This window comes from Ahniella affigens (assembly GCF_003015185.1).
Taxonomy (GTDB): domain Bacteria; phylum Pseudomonadota; class Gammaproteobacteria; order Xanthomonadales; family Ahniellaceae; genus Ahniella; species Ahniella affigens.
The window spans coordinates 2064644-2082426 of record NZ_CP027860.1 but is presented as its reverse complement, the minus strand read 5'-3'; the positions used below and the strand labels follow the sequence as shown (position 1 = coordinate 2082426).

4 protein-coding genes are annotated in these 17783 nt (G+C 61.3%); all 4 read left to right on the top strand.

Annotated elements, in window-relative coordinates:
• Nucleotides 1-7: 7 nt before the first annotated feature.
• From C7S18_RS08025 to C7S18_RS08010, 4 genes are read left to right on the top strand one after another with little or no spacing between them, the layout of a single operon-like run.
• Nucleotides 8-2056, top strand: coding sequence for an AMP-binding protein (locus C7S18_RS08025; RefSeq protein ID WP_106891065.1), 2049 nt, complete (start codon nt 8-10; stop codon nt 2054-2056).
• A gap of 41 nt (nt 2057-2097) precedes the next feature.
• Entirely contained in the window at nt 2098-3366 is a 1269-nt protein-coding gene (locus tag C7S18_RS08020; RefSeq protein ID WP_106891064.1) for a cytochrome P450, read from the top strand.
• Entirely contained in the window at nt 3363-6815 is a 3453-nt protein-coding gene (locus tag C7S18_RS08015; RefSeq protein ID WP_106891063.1) for a beta-ketoacyl synthase N-terminal-like domain-containing protein, read from the top strand. The genes C7S18_RS08020 and C7S18_RS08015 overlap by 4 nt, the downstream gene beginning before the upstream one ends.
• On the top strand, nt 6812-17743 hold the full coding sequence (locus tag C7S18_RS08010) for a non-ribosomal peptide synthetase (protein WP_106891062.1): 10932 nt from the start codon (nt 6812-6814) through the stop codon (nt 17741-17743). Before C7S18_RS08015 ends, C7S18_RS08010 begins: the two co-directional genes overlap by 4 nt.
• Nucleotides 17744-17783: the final 40 nt, after the last annotated feature.

Genomic DNA, 17783 nt, shown 5'->3' with positions numbered 1-17783 from the left:
GAGCATCATGAACATCATCAATGGCGTTGACCTCGATACCGTGACCAGCACGGTCGATCTGCTTGAGCAGCGCGCCCAGACGCATCCTGAAGCACTCGCCTTCACGTTTCTGAAGGATGGGTCCGTCGACACCGGCGGCGTCACGTTTGCCGAACTGCTCGCTCGCGCAAAGGCCGTGGCAGGCGCGCTGCAGGCCGACGGTATGGCAGGCCAGGCGGCCTTGCTGTTGTACCCGCCTGGTCTTGAGTTCGTGGTTGCCTTCTATGCTTGCATGTTCGCAGGCGTCGTGGCCATACCAGCGGTGCCACCGCGCATCAATCGCGCCCTGGGCAACCTGGACGCCATCATGGCGGACGCCAAGACCGACGTGATTTTGACTTGCTCATCGCTCCTGCCGAAACTCACCGACATCTACGCGAGCGACCCCTCAGATCAGCGCTACCGGATTGTCGACACTGATCCGCTGCAAGACGCGCGTGCCAACGCTTGGACTCGGAGCGAGATCGGGCGTAACGACCTCGCGTTCCTGCAGTACACGTCCGGCTCGACCGGCGCCCCGAAAGGGGTCATGGTGTCGCATGGCAATCTGCTACATAACCACGAGGCACAGCGCCGATTCTTCGCGCTCAATGAACAGTCTCGCCATGTCAGTTGGCTGCCGCATTACCATGACATGGGCCTGATCGGTAATATCCTTCAGTCCGTTTATCTCGGCACACCGTGCTGGCTGATGTCGCCGAGTGCGTTCATCAAGAACCCAGCATGCTGGTTGCGTGCGATCGCCAAGTACCAGGCGACAGCAAGCGGTGCGCCGAATTTTGCGTACCAATATTGCGTCGACCGAATCAATGACGCTCAGATCGAAGGTCTCGACCTGTCGTCGTGGCAGATTGCCTATAACGGCGCCGAGCCGGTTCGAGCCGCAACCATTGAGGCGTTTCAGCAGCGCTTCGCCCGACACGGCTTTCGAGCAACCGCCATGTACCCGTGCTACGGCATGGCTGAAGCCACACTGGTCATCACCGGCGGCAGCAAAGATGCGGCACCGGTCATTGCCTGGTTCGACAAACACGAGTTGGAACAGCACCGCGTGGTCGCGGTCACGCCGCAACATCCCCATGCGCATGCGCTGGTGGGTTGCGGTCGCGGTGCCGCCAACAGCGACCAACTGATCCAGATTGTCGATCAGCATTCAGGGCTCCCTTTGGGTGCCAACCGGTGCGGCGAGATCTGGGTCTCCAGCGGCAGCGTCTGCCAAGGCTATTTGCACAAGCCCGAACTCACAGACCAGATCTATCGCGCTCGAATCGACGGCACGGATCGCCAGTTCGCGAGATCCGGAGACATCGGGTTCCTGGACGCGCAAGGTGAGTTGTTTATCACCGGGCGTCTCAAAGAACTCTTGATCGTGCGCGGACGCAACCACTACCCCACCGACATCGAGCAAGTCGTCCAAGACTGCCATCCCGCACTGGCCAAAGACGCCGGCGCCGCGTTTGCGATCGACGTGGCCGGTCAGGAGCGCGTGGTCATTGTCCAGGAGCTGACTCGGGATGCGAGCAGCCGGTTCAATCTCGACGCCATCGTGTCCGCCGCATCGGCAGCGCTCTCGGACGCCTTCGAACTGCAACTCTACAGCCTCGTACTCATTCGACCCGGCCGAATCCCCAAGACATCGAGCGGCAAGATCCAGCGAAGTGCAGCACGTCGCCTGTATCTGAATCAGGGGTTGCCCGTACTGGGGACCTGGACGGCCTCGACTCACGACATCACCATGTCGGAAGCCGACGTTGACGAGGCGAGCCAACCGGTCGATATCCAGGACGAAGCGCAGGTCCAAGCCTGGCTGAGCACGCGCATCCGGCGATATTTGCAGTCCATTCCGGACGAGATTGATCCAGATCAGCCGCTGTCCACATACGGTCTCGACTCGACGATTTCTCTGCAACTCATCGAAGAGATTTCCCAGCTGACCAGTCAGCAGGTCGAACCGACCCTGCTGTGGGAATACCCGACGCTGAATGCGTTGAGCGCTCGGATTGCGCAAGCTGCCTGAGGGGAGCCCGCTGGGCTGGATGACATGTTGAGAGACTTGCGATGAACGAGATTGCCGAGAGACCAAGTACTGGCTTCCGATTCAACCCGTATTCGCCAGCCTATCTTGACGACCCGTATCCGACGTTCAAGCGGATGCGTGAGCAAGACCCCATCTATCGATATCGGACGCTTGGCGACGGTGAGTGGATTCTGACTCGGCACGCGGACGTGCGTGCGATTCTGACCGACAAGCGCTTTGGCGTGCTCAATCTCGGTGAACGCGTCGCCCAGAAGGTGCCATTCATGCCTGAGGACGCGCCGGGCTTGCAGCGACTCAGCACCGAACTCGGAAGTTGGCTGTTTTTTGTGAATCCACCGGATCACAGTCGGCTGCGGCACGTCGTCAGCCGGGACTTCACAGCCAATGCGATCGCCCGGGTGCGCCCGTTGGCTGAGGACTATGTGCTGACTGCATTCCGGCGTCTTGAGGAAGTCGGCCACATCGATCTGATGGAGGTCATCGCGCGCCCACTGCCGGCGGTGATCACTGCTGCGGTGCTCGGTCTGCAACGTGCTGATGTCCGTGAATTGGTCGCGTGTTCCGAGAGTCTCTTCAGCATTTTCGAACAGCCGATTTCGTTCCGCGGCTATCGCGAAATGGCTGCGGCCGCCGACACATTCCGCGCGTTCTTTGAGGCCGAGTTTGTCGCGCGAGCGAACAAGCCATCGATGCCGGACTTGCTTGGGAAGCTGCTCAGTGCCTGCGATCGGGACCTCAGTCATGCCGAACTGATCAGCTTCAGTGCCATGCTGTTTAGCGTAGGGCAGGAAACCAGCGAGAACTACATCGGCAATTCGGTCATGGCGCTGCTGCAGCATCGTGAGCAGTTCCAGACTTTGATCGACGAACCTGCATTGCTCCCCGAGGCCGCGTTGGAGTTGGCGCGCTATGACTCGGCGGTTCAGTTTGTAACCCGCGTGCCCACCGAGGACGTCATGATCGATGATCAGTTGGTGCGCGCTGGCGATCGACTCTACTTGGCGCTTGGCGCAGCGAACCGCGATCCGGCGGTGTTCGAACATCCCGATCAAGTGAATATTCGACGCACCGAAACCAGCAATTTGCCGTTCGGCTCTGGCATCCATTTCTGCCTCGGTTCCGCGTTGGCGCGAATGATGGTGGAAGTGGTTCTGGAGCGATTGATCCATTACCCGACCATCCGTCTGGTCCCGGCCGAAACGATTCGTCGAAAGACCATCCTGCTCCGCGGCGTGCGGCGGCTGACGCTCGAACTACCAAAGGTCTCGCGCAGCGAGGTAACGCTATGAACCCAACTCGTCCTTCCGTTCCGGTTGCTGTAATCGGTCTGGCATGCCGCCTCCCGGGTGCTGCCGATGCTGGCGCATTCTGGCAGGCGCTATTGCATGGCCGGGATCTTGTGGGAAGCGTTCCGGCAGATCGCTGGGATGCGTCAGCGCATCCCGACTTCGTATCGCACGGAGCATTCCTGGCGGATGTCATTGGCTTTGATGCGGCGTTCTTCTCGGTCTCTGAGTCGGAAGCTGCGTTCATGTGTCCGCAGCAGCGCTTGCTGCTCGAGCTGGCCTGGCACACGTTCGAGCACGCGGGTGTGGCGCCTTCCGCGTTGGAAGGCTCCGATACAGGTGTGTTTGTGGGGCTCTGCGGCCATGACTTCTCGATTCAGCACTGGGAACGAAGTGAAAGCCTGTATCTCGGCACCGGAACATCGAATGCCGTAGCGGCCAACCGGATTTCGTTTCAGTTTGGGTTGCACGGCCCGAGCCTCGCGATTGATGCCGCCTGTGCGTCGTCGCTCTCGGCGGTACATCTTGCCTGTCGCAGCATCGCTGATGGCGAATGCGCACAGGCCCTGGCGGGTAGCGCCAACGTCTTGCTGCTGCCGCAAGTGACCGCGAATCTCGCCGAGGCTGGGGTCATCTCCAAAAGCGGACGCTGCCATTCATTTGGCGGCGCCGCCGACGGTTATGTGCGCAGTGAAGGCGCCGCCATGGTCCTTCTGAAGCGCCTGGACTTGGCTGAGCGCGACGGCGACCGCATTCTCGGTGTCATCTTGGCAAGTGGCGTCAACCACAACGGCCGCAGCAACGGTTTGACCGCCCCGAATCCGCAAGCGCAGACCCATCTGATTCGTCAATGCATTCGCACCGCCGGGATCGATACGGCCGCCTTGGACTATGTCGAAGCAGCGGCGACCGGCACGCGAATGGGCGATGCGATCGAAGTCAAGGCGATCAAGGACGCGCTGGTGGCTGAGCGTCCCGGCGCCAATCCGCTGATGCTGGGGTCAGTCAAAAGCAATCTCGGGCATCTTGAAGGTACCGGCGGGATCGTTGGGCTGATCAAGGCGTTGCTTTCTATCCAGCATGGTCAGATTCCACCCAGTCTCCATAGTCAGACGCTCAATCCTTTATGCCAGTTGGACGATGCAACATTGTCGATTCCGCAATGCGTTGTGCCGTGGAATCGGCCAACTTCGGAGCGGATCGCAGCCGTCAGCAGCTTCGGCTTTGGCGGCAGCAATGCACACGTCGTCGTGCGCGGCGTGCAGTCTCCGGAGTCGGCCCGCGCGGCCGCCGACGGATGTGTCGCGCATCCTGACTGGCACCTCCTCACTCTGTCAGCGCGCGCTCCGGAAGCTTTGCAATCGCTCATTCAGGCTGCAGCGTCGCACTTGGAAGGAGCGGATCTCGCCGAAGCGCAAGCCTTTGCCAGTGCTGCGGCGCTTGGTCGGGAGCAACATCGCTACCGCGTCGCCGTTCCGTTTCGCGATGCGGCGGCGCTTCGCGCCAGTCTGTTGGCGAGCCAGTCCGTTGATGCCGGAACCAGGCGGACAGTTTGCGTCGCTCTCGACGATCAGGTTCTTGAGATGGTTCAAGTGTGGCAATGGCTCTACGACCATTGCCCGGCATTCACGCAGATTGTCGACGATACTGCGGCGCAATTGCCGTCCGACGTACCGCTGAATCACTGGATCAGCGGCGGCACGGTGCCGGAATGGTCCGCAGCGATTTGCCGGGCGGCGCTGTGCTACTGCGTTGCCGCGTGGTTCGAAGGGTTCGTCCGTTCGCCGTTGGCGTTTCAGGTCGATCCGACCGGTGAACTCGCGGCAATCGCGAGGCTCAGCGGTGTCGCCGCCAGCGACTTGCCGATGCTCTGCGAGAACCCTGCACGACTGGGACATTGGCACGCGCAGAGCAAACGTCTGCCCATCTATCGGTCGCATCGTTCCGAACAGCCTTGGGAACATCTGCTGAGCCCGGGTAAGCCCGATCCAAAACGCACGATCTTCTGCCAACCGGACGATCTGGCTTTGGCACCAGACCGGTTCCTAACTGACTTGCTGGCAAACCTCTATCTGCAGGGTGCACGGCTCGATTGGTCGGTGCTCTACCCACAAGGCGCGCGACACGCGAAGTTGCCGTTATATCCTTTCCAACATCAGTATCACTGGCCAGCGCCACCGGATTCAGCGCTTGTGAATCCGGTATCGGCGAGCGCCACGAGCAAAGAGGACGCCGACTGGACGGGACAGGAACTGCCGCTGCCGTTGCTCAACCAGCGACGTCGACAGTACCGCCTCGATGCATCGTGTTCTTCGGTGCTCGCCGATCACGTCATCGATGGCCACTATATTCTGTCTGCCGCGGCGCAAATCGGATTGGTTGCCGAAGGTTTGATGAACCATGCGGCAGCCGCCGCGCACGTGACGCTATCTGACGTTCAATTCCTTGCCCCCACGTTCCTGAGCCTGACCAGCACCGTTGATGCACAGCTGATCATCGAGCCGGACGGACCCAGTTGCGGGACGTGTCAGCTAATGACGACACAGCGCGACGACCCGACAGCTTGGCAGACCGTGCTGACGTGTGAGTTCACGACGAGCGCAACCGCGAGCGCAAGTCGGCGTCTTCCCGAAACGGGCGATATGCACCCTGTTCCTCCCGACTTCTATGCGGCGATGGCCCGCGCGGGCTACGAGTATGGTCCGAGTTATCGATGGTTGGCCGCCATGCGCGACTTCCCAGACAGCGCCCGCTACGGTCTCAAGAACCCCGACGCCCGATGCCCCAAGGGACTCTCTTGGCATCCCGGCCTGCTTGACAGTTGCTTCCACGCCTTGGCACTGCAAACAGCGACCAACCTGGGCGGAGAACTGCGGCTCCCTGCTGGCGTCGAAGCCATCGAGATCCGGCGACCGATGGCCCCGTTGCAGTCGTGCGTCCTGACAATCGATAAGACCTCGGACGCCAACGCGCCCGCCGATTTCTGGCTGTATGACGACTCAGGACTACCGGTCGTGACCTTGCGTCAAGCTCGGTTCGGCGCGCTGTCACGAGCCGCGCTCGCCCAACTCGAACGGGCACAGCGAGCCGTTGATCCGCTCGCGACCGCCGAGCCAGGAAGCGCCATGCAATGGCTATTGGCAACGGTGAGCTGCGTGCTCGGCGCGCCCATCGACACCGAGCAACACACGTTGCCGCTGCCTAGTCTGGGCCTCGACTCTCTGAAGGCGATGGAACTGCAAGGCTATCTCAGACGCCAATTCCGAACGGAAGTCGGTGTCACCCAGCTGCTTGGTGGCATGAGCTTCCAAGCGCTGGCTCAGCAATTGGATCACGCGCAAGCCGCGTCATCTACCCACCCCATCACCAGTACCCAGGTCCCAGCGGCGTCGATCGATATTGAATCGTTTGACCGCTCGCACCGTGACACCTTGGTCGAGATTGAACTATGAATATTGAAGCCCTCGTCAACGACATTCGCAACGCCGGCCTGGAACTGTGGCTCGACAACGGCAGCCTGAAGCTTCGTGGGCCCCAGGCTGCGCTAAGCCCTGAGCTCGTGGGCCAGCTTCGAACGTTCAAACCGATGGTCATTGACTGGTTGAACCAGAACGGTGAACAAGGACAGCCGTTGACCAGCGCACAAGCTTCTTTGTGGACGCTCTACCAACTCGATCCAACGGCGGCTGACTATAACGTCGCCTACGCGATCGAGCTGATGCAGGACATCAATATTGATGCCCTCGATCGCGCGTACGCGCGTCTGATCGAACGTCATCAATCGCTGCGTATGGCATTTGCCAACCGTCACGAAGGCGCGTGCCAGCAACCCGCTACCGGCCGTCGCTTGACGGTCCGCGTGATCGAAAGCAGCGAGGCCGCACTGCCAACGGACATGCAGCAGGCTATCGACGAGCCGTTCCAACTTGAGTCCGGCCAGACCAACCGCCTGCTCGTCCTGAAGGTCGACAATCGGGCGCGCTTGTTGATATTGGCGCTGCACCATATCGTCGCCGACTTCATCTCCGTTGAGATTTTGCTCTCTGAGCTCCGCGCGCTCTACGCCGCCGCCTGTGATGGCAGCGAAGCACGGCTGCAAAAGCCAGACCGCACGTTGGCCGACATTCTCGAAATGGAACGGACGTATCTGGCGAGCGATCGCGCCGAGTCCGACTGGCAGTTCTGGCGTCAATCGCTCAACGGTGAGTTGCCGATTCTGGACCTTCAGCCCCATCGCCCGAACGGGATTGCCGCAGAGCTTGGAGGCCATACCGACCGGATCATTTGGTCAACCTCATTCAGCTCGCAGATAAGAGCCGCCGCCGCAAACCACGGCGTCACGGTCTACAATTTTCTGCTTGCCAGCTACTATCTGCTGCTCGCAAAGTGCACCGGCAAGCGCGATTTGATCGTTGGCATGCCGAGTACCGATCGCAGCGACTCAGGTGTCGGGAATACGATTGGCCACTTCATCAATTCGCTGCCCATCCGGGCACAGTATGAGGGCACACTGTCCTTCAGCAATTGGTTGAAGATCGTCCAGTCCCGCGTGCTTGAAGCAATCGAGCATCGGGACTTCCCATTCCCGTTGATGGTGCAACGGCTGGCGCCAGAGCGCGACACCAATCACTCCCCCGTGTTCCAGGTGTTGTTCAACTGGAACCAGCGGCAACGCCGTGACGGCGACTCGGCCGATCTCGCGGCTCCGGATGTGTTCGGTGCCACGCTGCACGCAACCAGCAATGGCGTATCCGGGTCGATCTGCGATTTAAGTCTGACAGTTGCGGATCAGGGCGACACCTTCCAGTGCAGTTGGAACTTCTCCGAGCGCCTTTACGCCCAAGCGTTCATGGCCGAGATTGAAGCGAGCTACCAGCATGTGGTCCTGCAAGCGGTACAGCAACCCCATCTGGCATTGGACGAATTTAGCCTTTGCCCACTCGAACAGGGGCCGGACGCATTCCGAATCGCGCCGCCAAAGGCTGATCCAGAATTGCCGCACGTTCCAATGTATACCCGCTTTGTCGAACAGGCCCGGCGCCGACCTGACGCGATTGCGATTATTGCTGGCACGACTCAGGTCACCTACGCCGAACTTGAAGCGCAATCCCGACGAATCGCCACGCATCTGGTTGCGTTGGGCGCGGGCCCCGAAACATGCGTTGGTCTCATGTTGCCCCGAACGGCCAACACAATCGCCGCGATCATGGGTGTGCTCCGTGCGGGCGCCGCCTACCTGCCGCTCGATCCGAACTATCCGCTGGCGCGACTCCAGCAAATCGTCGCAAGTGCGCACCCCAGCCTGATTATCGAGGATGGCAGGGGCGAGTCCGGGTTGGACATCGACACGCCGCGACTCCAACTGGACGCGCTGCTCGCCACGCCCCCTGAAGCGGGCATCGCCAATGCGATCGACCCGCCACTCACTGCGGACCATTTCGCCTACCTCATCTATACCTCGGGCTCGACGGGCGTCCCAAAGGGCGCAGCGCTGACTCATGGTAACGGTCAGGCTTTGATTGAATGGGCGCTGTCTGAGTTCGACGAACGAAGCCGCGCCTGCGTGCTTGGCTCAACGTCGATCTCCTTTGACCTCTCAATCATGGAGATTTTTGCCGCCCTGTCTGGTGGCACGACCCTTTTGTTGGTCGAGAACATCATGGTTCGTCCTGAACCAGCGCAATTCGACGCCATTTCAATGATCGTGTCGATCCCGACATTGATCGAATCCCTGGCCAAGCAGGATGGTCTACCTCCCAACACTCGAAGCATCCTGCTTGCCGGTGAGCCGCTGCCAAGACGGACAACCGACCTGCTGCATCAGTTGTTGCCAACGGTCGACGTCCACAATCTTTACGGGCCGACGGAAGACACGACCTACGACGTGGGCAAGCTGCTCCCGCGCGGCGGCCGAGACCTGCCAGCCATCGGCAAGCCGCTCCCGTTTCGTTATGCCTGCGTCCTGGACGCCGCCATGCGGCCGGTCCCGAACGGTGTCTGCGGCGAGATCTATTTGGGCGGCGCGGGTCTGGCCCGTGGCTACTATGGTCGCCCCGATCTGACCGCCGAACGTTTCCTGCCGGACCCGTTTCCAAGCGTGCCCGGCGCGCGCATCTATCGCTCGGGCGATATCGGTATGGTTTCTGAATCGGGTGAACTGTACTGTTTTGGGCGCGCCGACAATCAGGTAAAAGTTCGCGGCTTTCGAATCGAACTCGCGGAAATCGAGCTCGTCCTTTCCGGTTTACCGAACGTCCGCGAGGTTCACGTCACGGCACTCCCAGGTCCGGATGGCGCCTTGCGGATTGTGGCGTATATCGCGGCCGACTCTGAGCAGCAGGACGCTGCCTTGCTGGAGCGAGCGCTCGGCGCCAAGCTCCCGAAGCACATGCTGCCGTCGCTGTATCTCTGGCTCGACGCCCTGCCCAAGCTGCCCAATGGCAAGCTCAATCGACGTGCGCTTCCCAAGCCAGAAACGCATCTGGCCGCCACCGAAAGCGCGGCCGCTTCCGATGCCAACGCCACTGGGACAACGTCGCCGATCGAGCAAATGGTGGCCGGTATTTGGTTGGATCTTCTCGCCGTGCCAACGATCAGTCGCGGCAGTCATTTCTTCCGCCTGGGTGGTCACTCCTTGCTATCGGCCCAGGTTGTCGCGCGCGTCAATCGGGCGCTCGCGCTCCAGTTGCCGGGTAACGCCGTTCTGGAAAGCCCGGTGTTCGCCGATTTTCTGAATCGCGTCGAACAGGCGCGACGCTCAGACCTTTCGGGCGCGGACACCGCGGCGCCCGAATTGATCCGCCATGATGACCTGCCGGACACGCTCTCCAATGCACAGCGACGCTTGTGGCTACTCGATCGTCTGGCGACGACGGATCGTCATGTCTACAACATTCCGCTGACGCTTGAGCTCCGGGGCGAGCTCGACATCGATCGACTGGCACAGTGCTTGAGCGATCTCCTGGTGCGCCATGAAGTCCTGCGCTCACGCATCATCGACCAGACTGGCGACCCTCGGGTCGAGATCATGCCACCGACGCCGGTAACGCTTTCAATTGAGCCGGTCTCCGCCGACTGGCAAACCGAGGCTCTGAAAGCGGTCCGGCAACCATTCGATTTGACCCGTGGTCCGCTGTTTCGCTGCCGTCTGTTGCAAATCGCAGATCAACACTACGCTCTCCTGTTGATCATCCATCACATCGTGTCTGATGGCTACTCCACCGGCGTACTGGTCGACGATCTACTGACCACCTATCGCCAGCACGGCGGCAAGCCGCTGCCAGCCCCGACGATTCGCTATGCCGACTATGCGGCTTGGCAATCGCAAACCGCGGCGGAGCCGCGCCTCGTGGCGCAACTCGACTATTGGCGGGACACGCTGCGCGATGCGCCAACCCTGCTGACGCTGCCTGAGGATTTTCCACGACCGGTGGTCATGAGTCATCGCGGCGATGCGGTGACAGTGACGTTCCCGGATTCGCTTGCCAGCGACCTGCACAAGCTGGCACGGCAGCACGACAGCACGTTGTTCATGCTGCTGTATGCCGCGTTTTCAATACTGGTTTCGCGTTATGCCCGTCAGCGCGACTTGATCATCGGAACGCCCTTCAACAATCGCAATCATGTCCTGTTGGAAGACGTCGTTGGGATGTTCGTCAACACGTTGCCGGTGCGTACCCAAGTCGAACCGGCAACGCGTTTTGTTGATCATCTTGCCGCCGTGCGGCGCACGTTGCTCAATGCCTATGCGCACGCCGACGTACCCTTCGAGCAGATCGTCGAAGCACTTCAGCCCGAGCGCGCCAGCAGCCACCACCCACTCGTGCAGGTGACGTTCGCTCTGGAGCATCTCGAAGGCACCGAGTTCTCGACTGACGGACTGGATTGGTCGTTGCTTGAGCTGCCGGAGCATGCCGCCAAGTTCGATCTTTCGCTGCAAATGCGCGAGTGCGCCGGCCAACTAAGCGCACGCTTCACCTTCAATACCGATCTTTACGAGCGTCGGCGCATCGACGCCATGGCGTCGCACTGGCTGCAACTCTGCCAGGCGCTGATCGACGACTCGCGTGCGCATCTGCGCAATCTGTCGATACTGAGCGCGACCGAACAAACTTGGCTGACCCAAACGCTGAACCCAGACGGTTCCGACCACGGCACCAGCGCTGGCATGATCGCCAGCATCGCTGAACAGGCAACCGCGCAACCAGAGGCCATTGCGCTGATTGACGGCACGCAATCCTTCAGCTATCGCGACCTGATCACCGAAGCGAGCCGCGTCGCAGCTGGATTGCGCGCGCGGGGCACTGTGGCCGAGTCACGCATCGGCGTATGCATGCCCATGTCCGGCGAAGCCGTAATCACGATGCTTGGGATCATGCTGGCCGGAGCCAGCTATGTGCCGATCGATCCGACGACACCGTTGCAACGCATCGCCAGCATTTGTGCAGACGCTGACATCCGTCTGATGGTGACCGATTCGGCTGGAACGGTCAGCGTGCCGGGTACGACTCAGGCAGTGATGGCACACGAGCTCCGCAACCATCCGACGCTGGCGACTTGGCGGGAACCTGCTCCAGAACAGCTCGCGTATGTCATCTTCACCTCCGGCTCCACTGGGCAACCCAAGGGCGTGGCGGTGTCCTATGCCGCGCTGCAAAACCTGGTGGATTGGCACATTGCGCGGTATCAGCTCACCATTGGGACTCGAACCACCCAAGCCGCCGGATTCGGCTTTGATGCGGCAGTATGGGAGCTTTGGCCAACGTTGGTCGCTGGCGGCACCTTGCTGATTGCCGACGCCGACACGCGCGTGGATCCAGTGCGACTGAGCGACTGGTTGCGCCGCGAGCGCGCCGAAATCTGTTTCCTGCCGACGCCGCTCGCCGAAGCGTTGCTGCGCACTGAGGGCGTTCATCATCTGCCGCTGCGTGCCCTATTGACGGGCGGCGATCGGCTCACGCTGGGAGCACCTCGAGACGCGGAATTTGCGCTGGTCAACCACTACGGGCCGACCGAGAATGCGGTGGTCGCCACGGCGCATCACGTGACGCCGGGGCAAGATGCCCCACCCATCGGCCTACCCATCACCGGTGTTCGGGCCTATGTGCTCGACGCATCGCTCAACCCTGTTCCCGCTGGTATTGCCGGCGAGTTGTACCTCGCTGGCGCCAGTCTGGCCCGTGGCTACGTGGCGCAGCCTTCCGGCACCGCTGAGCGGTTCATCCCGGACCCATTCGCCCGCGTACCCGGCACGCGCATGTACCGAACCGGTGACCTGGTGAGTCGGGATCATTCGGGCGTCCTGCACTTCCGCGGGCGGGCCGATAGTCAGGTCAAGCTGCGTGGATACCGCATTGAGCTGGACGAGATCCGCATTGCGCTGGAGCGCACCGGCGATGTTTCCGTCGCTATCGTTCGCCTCCATGCAACGAGCAGCGGTAGCCAGCAAGTGGCTGCCTGGATCGTGCCCCGTGATGCCAGCAGAATTGAAGGACTGCCAAAGCGCTTGCGCAGTCAGCTGAGCGACCAGTTGCCTGACTACATGGTGCCGACTGCGATGGCCGTGCTCGATCGCCTGCCGTTGACCGCCAACGGCAAGGTCGACCTGCGCGCACTGCCCGAGCCGGAGACGATTGACGGCGCCGGGCGCACGACGCTAGCTGCCCGCACGCCGCAAGAAGAATTGCTGGTTGGGCTCTGGGAATCGCTGATTGGTTATTCCCCCATCGGCGTCACCGACAACTTCTTCGATGTCGGTGGCCATTCGCTGCTCGCGATGCAGATTGCGACCAAGATTCAGGAAGCCACTGGTCGCGAGTGCACCGTCCGAACGCTGCTTGATCACCCGACGATTGCGGAGCTTGCTGTGGTACTCAGCCAAGCCGACCAGAGCCGGGATGAGGCCTTGCCGGTGCTGGTCAGCAAGCCCGAACAACGCTACGAACCCTTTCCGTTGACCCCAATCCAGCAGACCTACCTCGTGGGTCGCCAAGGCATCTACGACTTGGGCGACATCGCCACCCAGGCCTACTCGGAGATCGATGTTCATGACATCGATCCGGCGAGCGCGAATCGCGCGTGGCAGAAGCTGATCGCGCGCCATGAGATGCTCCGCATGGTGTTGACTGCGGATCTGCAACAACGAATCTTGCGTGACGTTCCGACCTATGAGGTCGTAGTCGAAGATCTGTCCGAACTGCCGGCACAGGATGCCGCCGAGCGGTTGCTTGCCATTCGTCACGAGATGAGCAGTGCACTTCGCAGTGGCCAGCAATGGCCATTGTTCGAGAACCGCCTGACCCGTCTGCCGAGTGGCCGTTGGCGGATGCACACCACCATCGACGCGCTGATCGCCGATGGTTGGAGCACGCAATTGTTGATGCGCGAGTTCTTGGATTTCTACTTCGACCAAGATCAACACCATGAGCCGCTGACGCTCAGCTATCGCGACTATGTGTTGGCCGAACAGAAGATTCAGGACGGCGACGCCTACGCCCGCAGCAAGGACTATTGGACCGGGCGCGTGGCGGACCTGCCGCCACCACCAGACTTGCCACTCAAAACGGGCCGGCAAGACACTGCGAGCGGTCGGTTCCGTCGCCGGACGGCCACGCTGCCTAAGGTCGAGTGGCAACAATTTCAGAAGGTGGCCCGGTCCCTGGGGTTGACCCCGACTAACCTGCTGCTGGCCGCGTATGCCCGCACGCTGGCCGCCTGGAGCACCAACGCCCGCTTCATGCTGAATCTGACGTTGTTCAATCGGTTGCCCTTGCACGCCGAGGTGAACGCGCTGGTCGGCGACTTCACGTCGCTGACACTGCTCGAAGTTGACGCAAGTTCTCCAGAGTTCGCCCACTTCGCGCAACGCCTGCAGCAACAGCTGTGGTCCGACCTGGACCACAAGTACTTCAGTGGCGTTGATGTACTTCGTGAACTTGCCAGAACGCGTGGCGATGGCAAACGCGCGGTCATGCCCGTCGTGTTCACCAGTTCGCTGACGCAGAGTGCTGGCACTCCGGAGAGCACCAAGCTCGCAGACCGTCTCCGAGATTTCGTCGCCGGCGACGAATATGGCTCGTCGCAGACGTCGCAGGTCTGGATCGATCACGTGGTCGCGGAAACCGATGGCCAACTGATCATGACCTGGGAGTCGGTGGATGAGTTGTTCGAGCCTGGCGTGCTCGACGCCATGTTCGCCTTCTATCGCGACGCCGTGCAGCACATCGCCGCTCAGAATCTTGCCGGTCTGCATCGCAACGCTTGCGTGCTGCCAGAAATCCAGCAACAGCGCCGCAACGCGGCGAACGCGACTGAAGCCCCGATTACAGACCAACTGCTGCATGCGCTGGTCCGTGAACAGGCGACGCGGTCGCCAGATCGAATCGCGGTCATTGCGCCTGAAGGACAATGGCGGTACCGGGAAATTTGGAATGCCGCGAGCACCTTGGCCGCCCAACTTCGCGCCGAAGGCGCGGAACCGAATCAACTGATCGCGGTGCTGATGCACAAGGGTTGGGAGCAGATCGTTGCCTGTCTCGCAATTCAGCAGGCTGGCGCGGCCTACCTGCCGATCGACGGCAATTTGCCCGCGGCCAGACGCGAGCAAATCCTGGTCAGCGCAGAGGTCAAGACCGTGCTGACGCAGCCCGCGCTGCTCGCGGATCGGACGGGCGATGATGGCCGGCGCTGGCTCGCGATCGAGTCGTCGCTGTTGCAAGCTGCCGAACCTGTTGCGATGGCCGACGTGCAGCAACCGGACGATTTGGCTTATGTCATCTTCACTTCCGGCTCCACCGGCACCCCAAAGGGCGTGATGATCGATCATCGCGGGGCGGTCAACACCATTCTCGATATCAATCGCCGTTGGCAGGTGGGCACAGAGGACCGCGTTCTGGCGCTGTCGGCCTTGAGTTTCGATCTGTCCGTCTATGACTTGTTCGGGTTGCTCGCCGTGGGTGGCGCGCTGGTATTGCCTGGTGCCGACCAAGGTCGCGATCCGGATGCCTGGTCTGAGCTCATGTTCCGCCACGAGATCACGATCTTCAATGCGGTGCCGGCGCTGATGCAGCTACTGCTCGAAACCGATGCGAACCGTGAGTTACCGCCGTCACTTCGTCTCGTGATGTTGAGTGGCGATTGGATTCCGGTGGACCTGCCAGCCCGGATTCGGCGTGCGGCAACACATTCGAATTTCGAACTCGTGAGTCTGGGTGGCGCGACGGAGGCATCGATCTGGTCGAACTACCACCAGATCGTAACGGTTGATCCGTCGTGGAAGAGCATCCCGTACGGCCGCCCGTTGACCAACCAGTGGTTCCATGTTTTGGACCGGGATCTCCAACATTGTCCAGACTGGGTTGCTGGCGATCTGTATATCGGCGGCATTGGGCTCGCGAAAGGCTACTGGCGCGATCCGGCCAAGACTGCGGAGAGTTTCATCCGCCACCCGTTGACCAATGAACGCCTGTACCGCACCGGCGACATGGGTCGCTATCGGGATGATGGCGAGATCGAGTTTCTGGGGCGCCGCGACTCGCAAGTCAAGATCCAAGGGTTCCGCGTCGAGCTCGGCGAGATCGAAAGTCTTCTTGATCGGCACCCAGCGGTGTCCAAGAGTACGGCGAATGTGTTTTCGCTGGGCTCGCATGGCAACAGCATCGTGGCCTACGTGGTCCCAGCGACAACCGGTTCTGATGCGACGCTGCCTGGCGTGATTTTGGATCAAGCTGAGCGCACGGCCTTTACGCTGTCTGCGCGGAGCATCAGAACCGACCTGATGCGCGCGCCAAGAATCCTGTTGCGCCAGCCAGAATCAGTCTACGCGGCAGGCGGACACGCACCGCACACGGCGTTCCAGGATGGCGAGGCACAGGCACTCGGGCTCCTGCTCGGCGCCCTGGTGCGCTTCCCCGTTCCGGGCAGCGCTCTGGGCAAGCACTACTATCCTTCGGCCGGTAGTCTTTACCCTGTCCAGGCTTATGTGGCCTGGGGCGACTCCCACCCGGGTCTACCGGCTGGGGTCTACTACTACCATCCGCTCGAACACACCCTGTTTCGAGTCGGCGACGCGCCGGCAGGACTGCCGTTGACGATCAGCCTGGTCGCGGAACACGCCGCGATCGCGCCTTTGTATGGCGCATCGGCAGCGTCGTTTTGCGAACTTGAGGCAGGCTATGTGCAGGAGTTGCTGACGGCGCATGGCAACGCGTTCGACTGGCAATGTCAGGTGCTGGATTGCGCAGTGCCGAACGATGGTTGGCTGGCCCTGACCACTTCACAGCGATGCGTGCTGCAAGCCGAATGGCGGCAGCAGCCGCGAGCGGATCAGCCCGCTGTCCCAACTATTCTGAGCATGTTCGCGCGCCAGAGCTTTCGGGAGTTTCACGGCGACGCTGCCAATCTCGAACAGCTGCCTCGTCTGCTCACCGAATGTGTGCCGGATGGCCAACTCTTTGTGCATGAAAAAACCGCAGAGGGCGGTCGTCTGAGTCGGCTTGGTCCCGAGGGCTTGATGCTGGTGGCCGAACTCGACTCCGACGAGGCGCCACGTTTCGAAGGGCTCAACCAGGACATTGCGGAGCAGGCAGCGTTCACGCTGCTGTTCACCGGTCAACGCGAATCAGTCGCCGCCGACCATATTGCGGTCGGACAATGCGCGCAGCGCCTGATGAGCAGCGCACCATCGCGCGGCCTCGGCCTCTGTCCGATCGGCAGCGTCGATGCGCGGGCACTATTTGCCGCCGCCGGCATTGCCGAGACAGAGCACGTGGTGCACGTGCTGTTGGGCGGCAGCATTGCGCCCCAACAGACCGAGGCATGGACGCCTTACCACGCGAGCAAGCCGGTCCCGACCCTGCCGCAACAACTCCGCCAATATCTGGCGGCGCATCTACCTGCCTACATGGTGCCGGCGCACATTACGCTGCTGGACGCCATTCCGCTCTCAAGCAATGGGAAGGTGGATCGCAAAGCGTTGCCGCAACCCGAGTTGAGCCAGCCCGTTGCACGCAGCCGCAAACAACCGAGCACCGCGATGGAGCACACCATGGCGCAAATCTGGTGCGAGGTGTTGGGTGTATCCGAGGTAGGCGTACACGACAACTTCTTCGAGGTCGGTGGCAATTCCATCCTCCTGATCCAGGTTCATCGGAAGCTGCAGGATGCACTGTCCATCACGCTGCCGATTGTGTCGTTGTTCCGGCACTCGGATATCGCCAGTCTGACCGAGCATTTAAAGCACCAGGCTTCGGCCACACCGGCATCGACTGAAGATTTGGACGACGCACGTGCACAGGCATTGCGGCAACGCGCCGCCTTGGCCAAGAAGCGCGAGCGGACGCTGCCGAAACCTGCCCCCACCCAAAATAGCTCCAACTCCTGAAGAACCATAGCTCGAACCCCGAGCCCAGCGGCGACCGTGT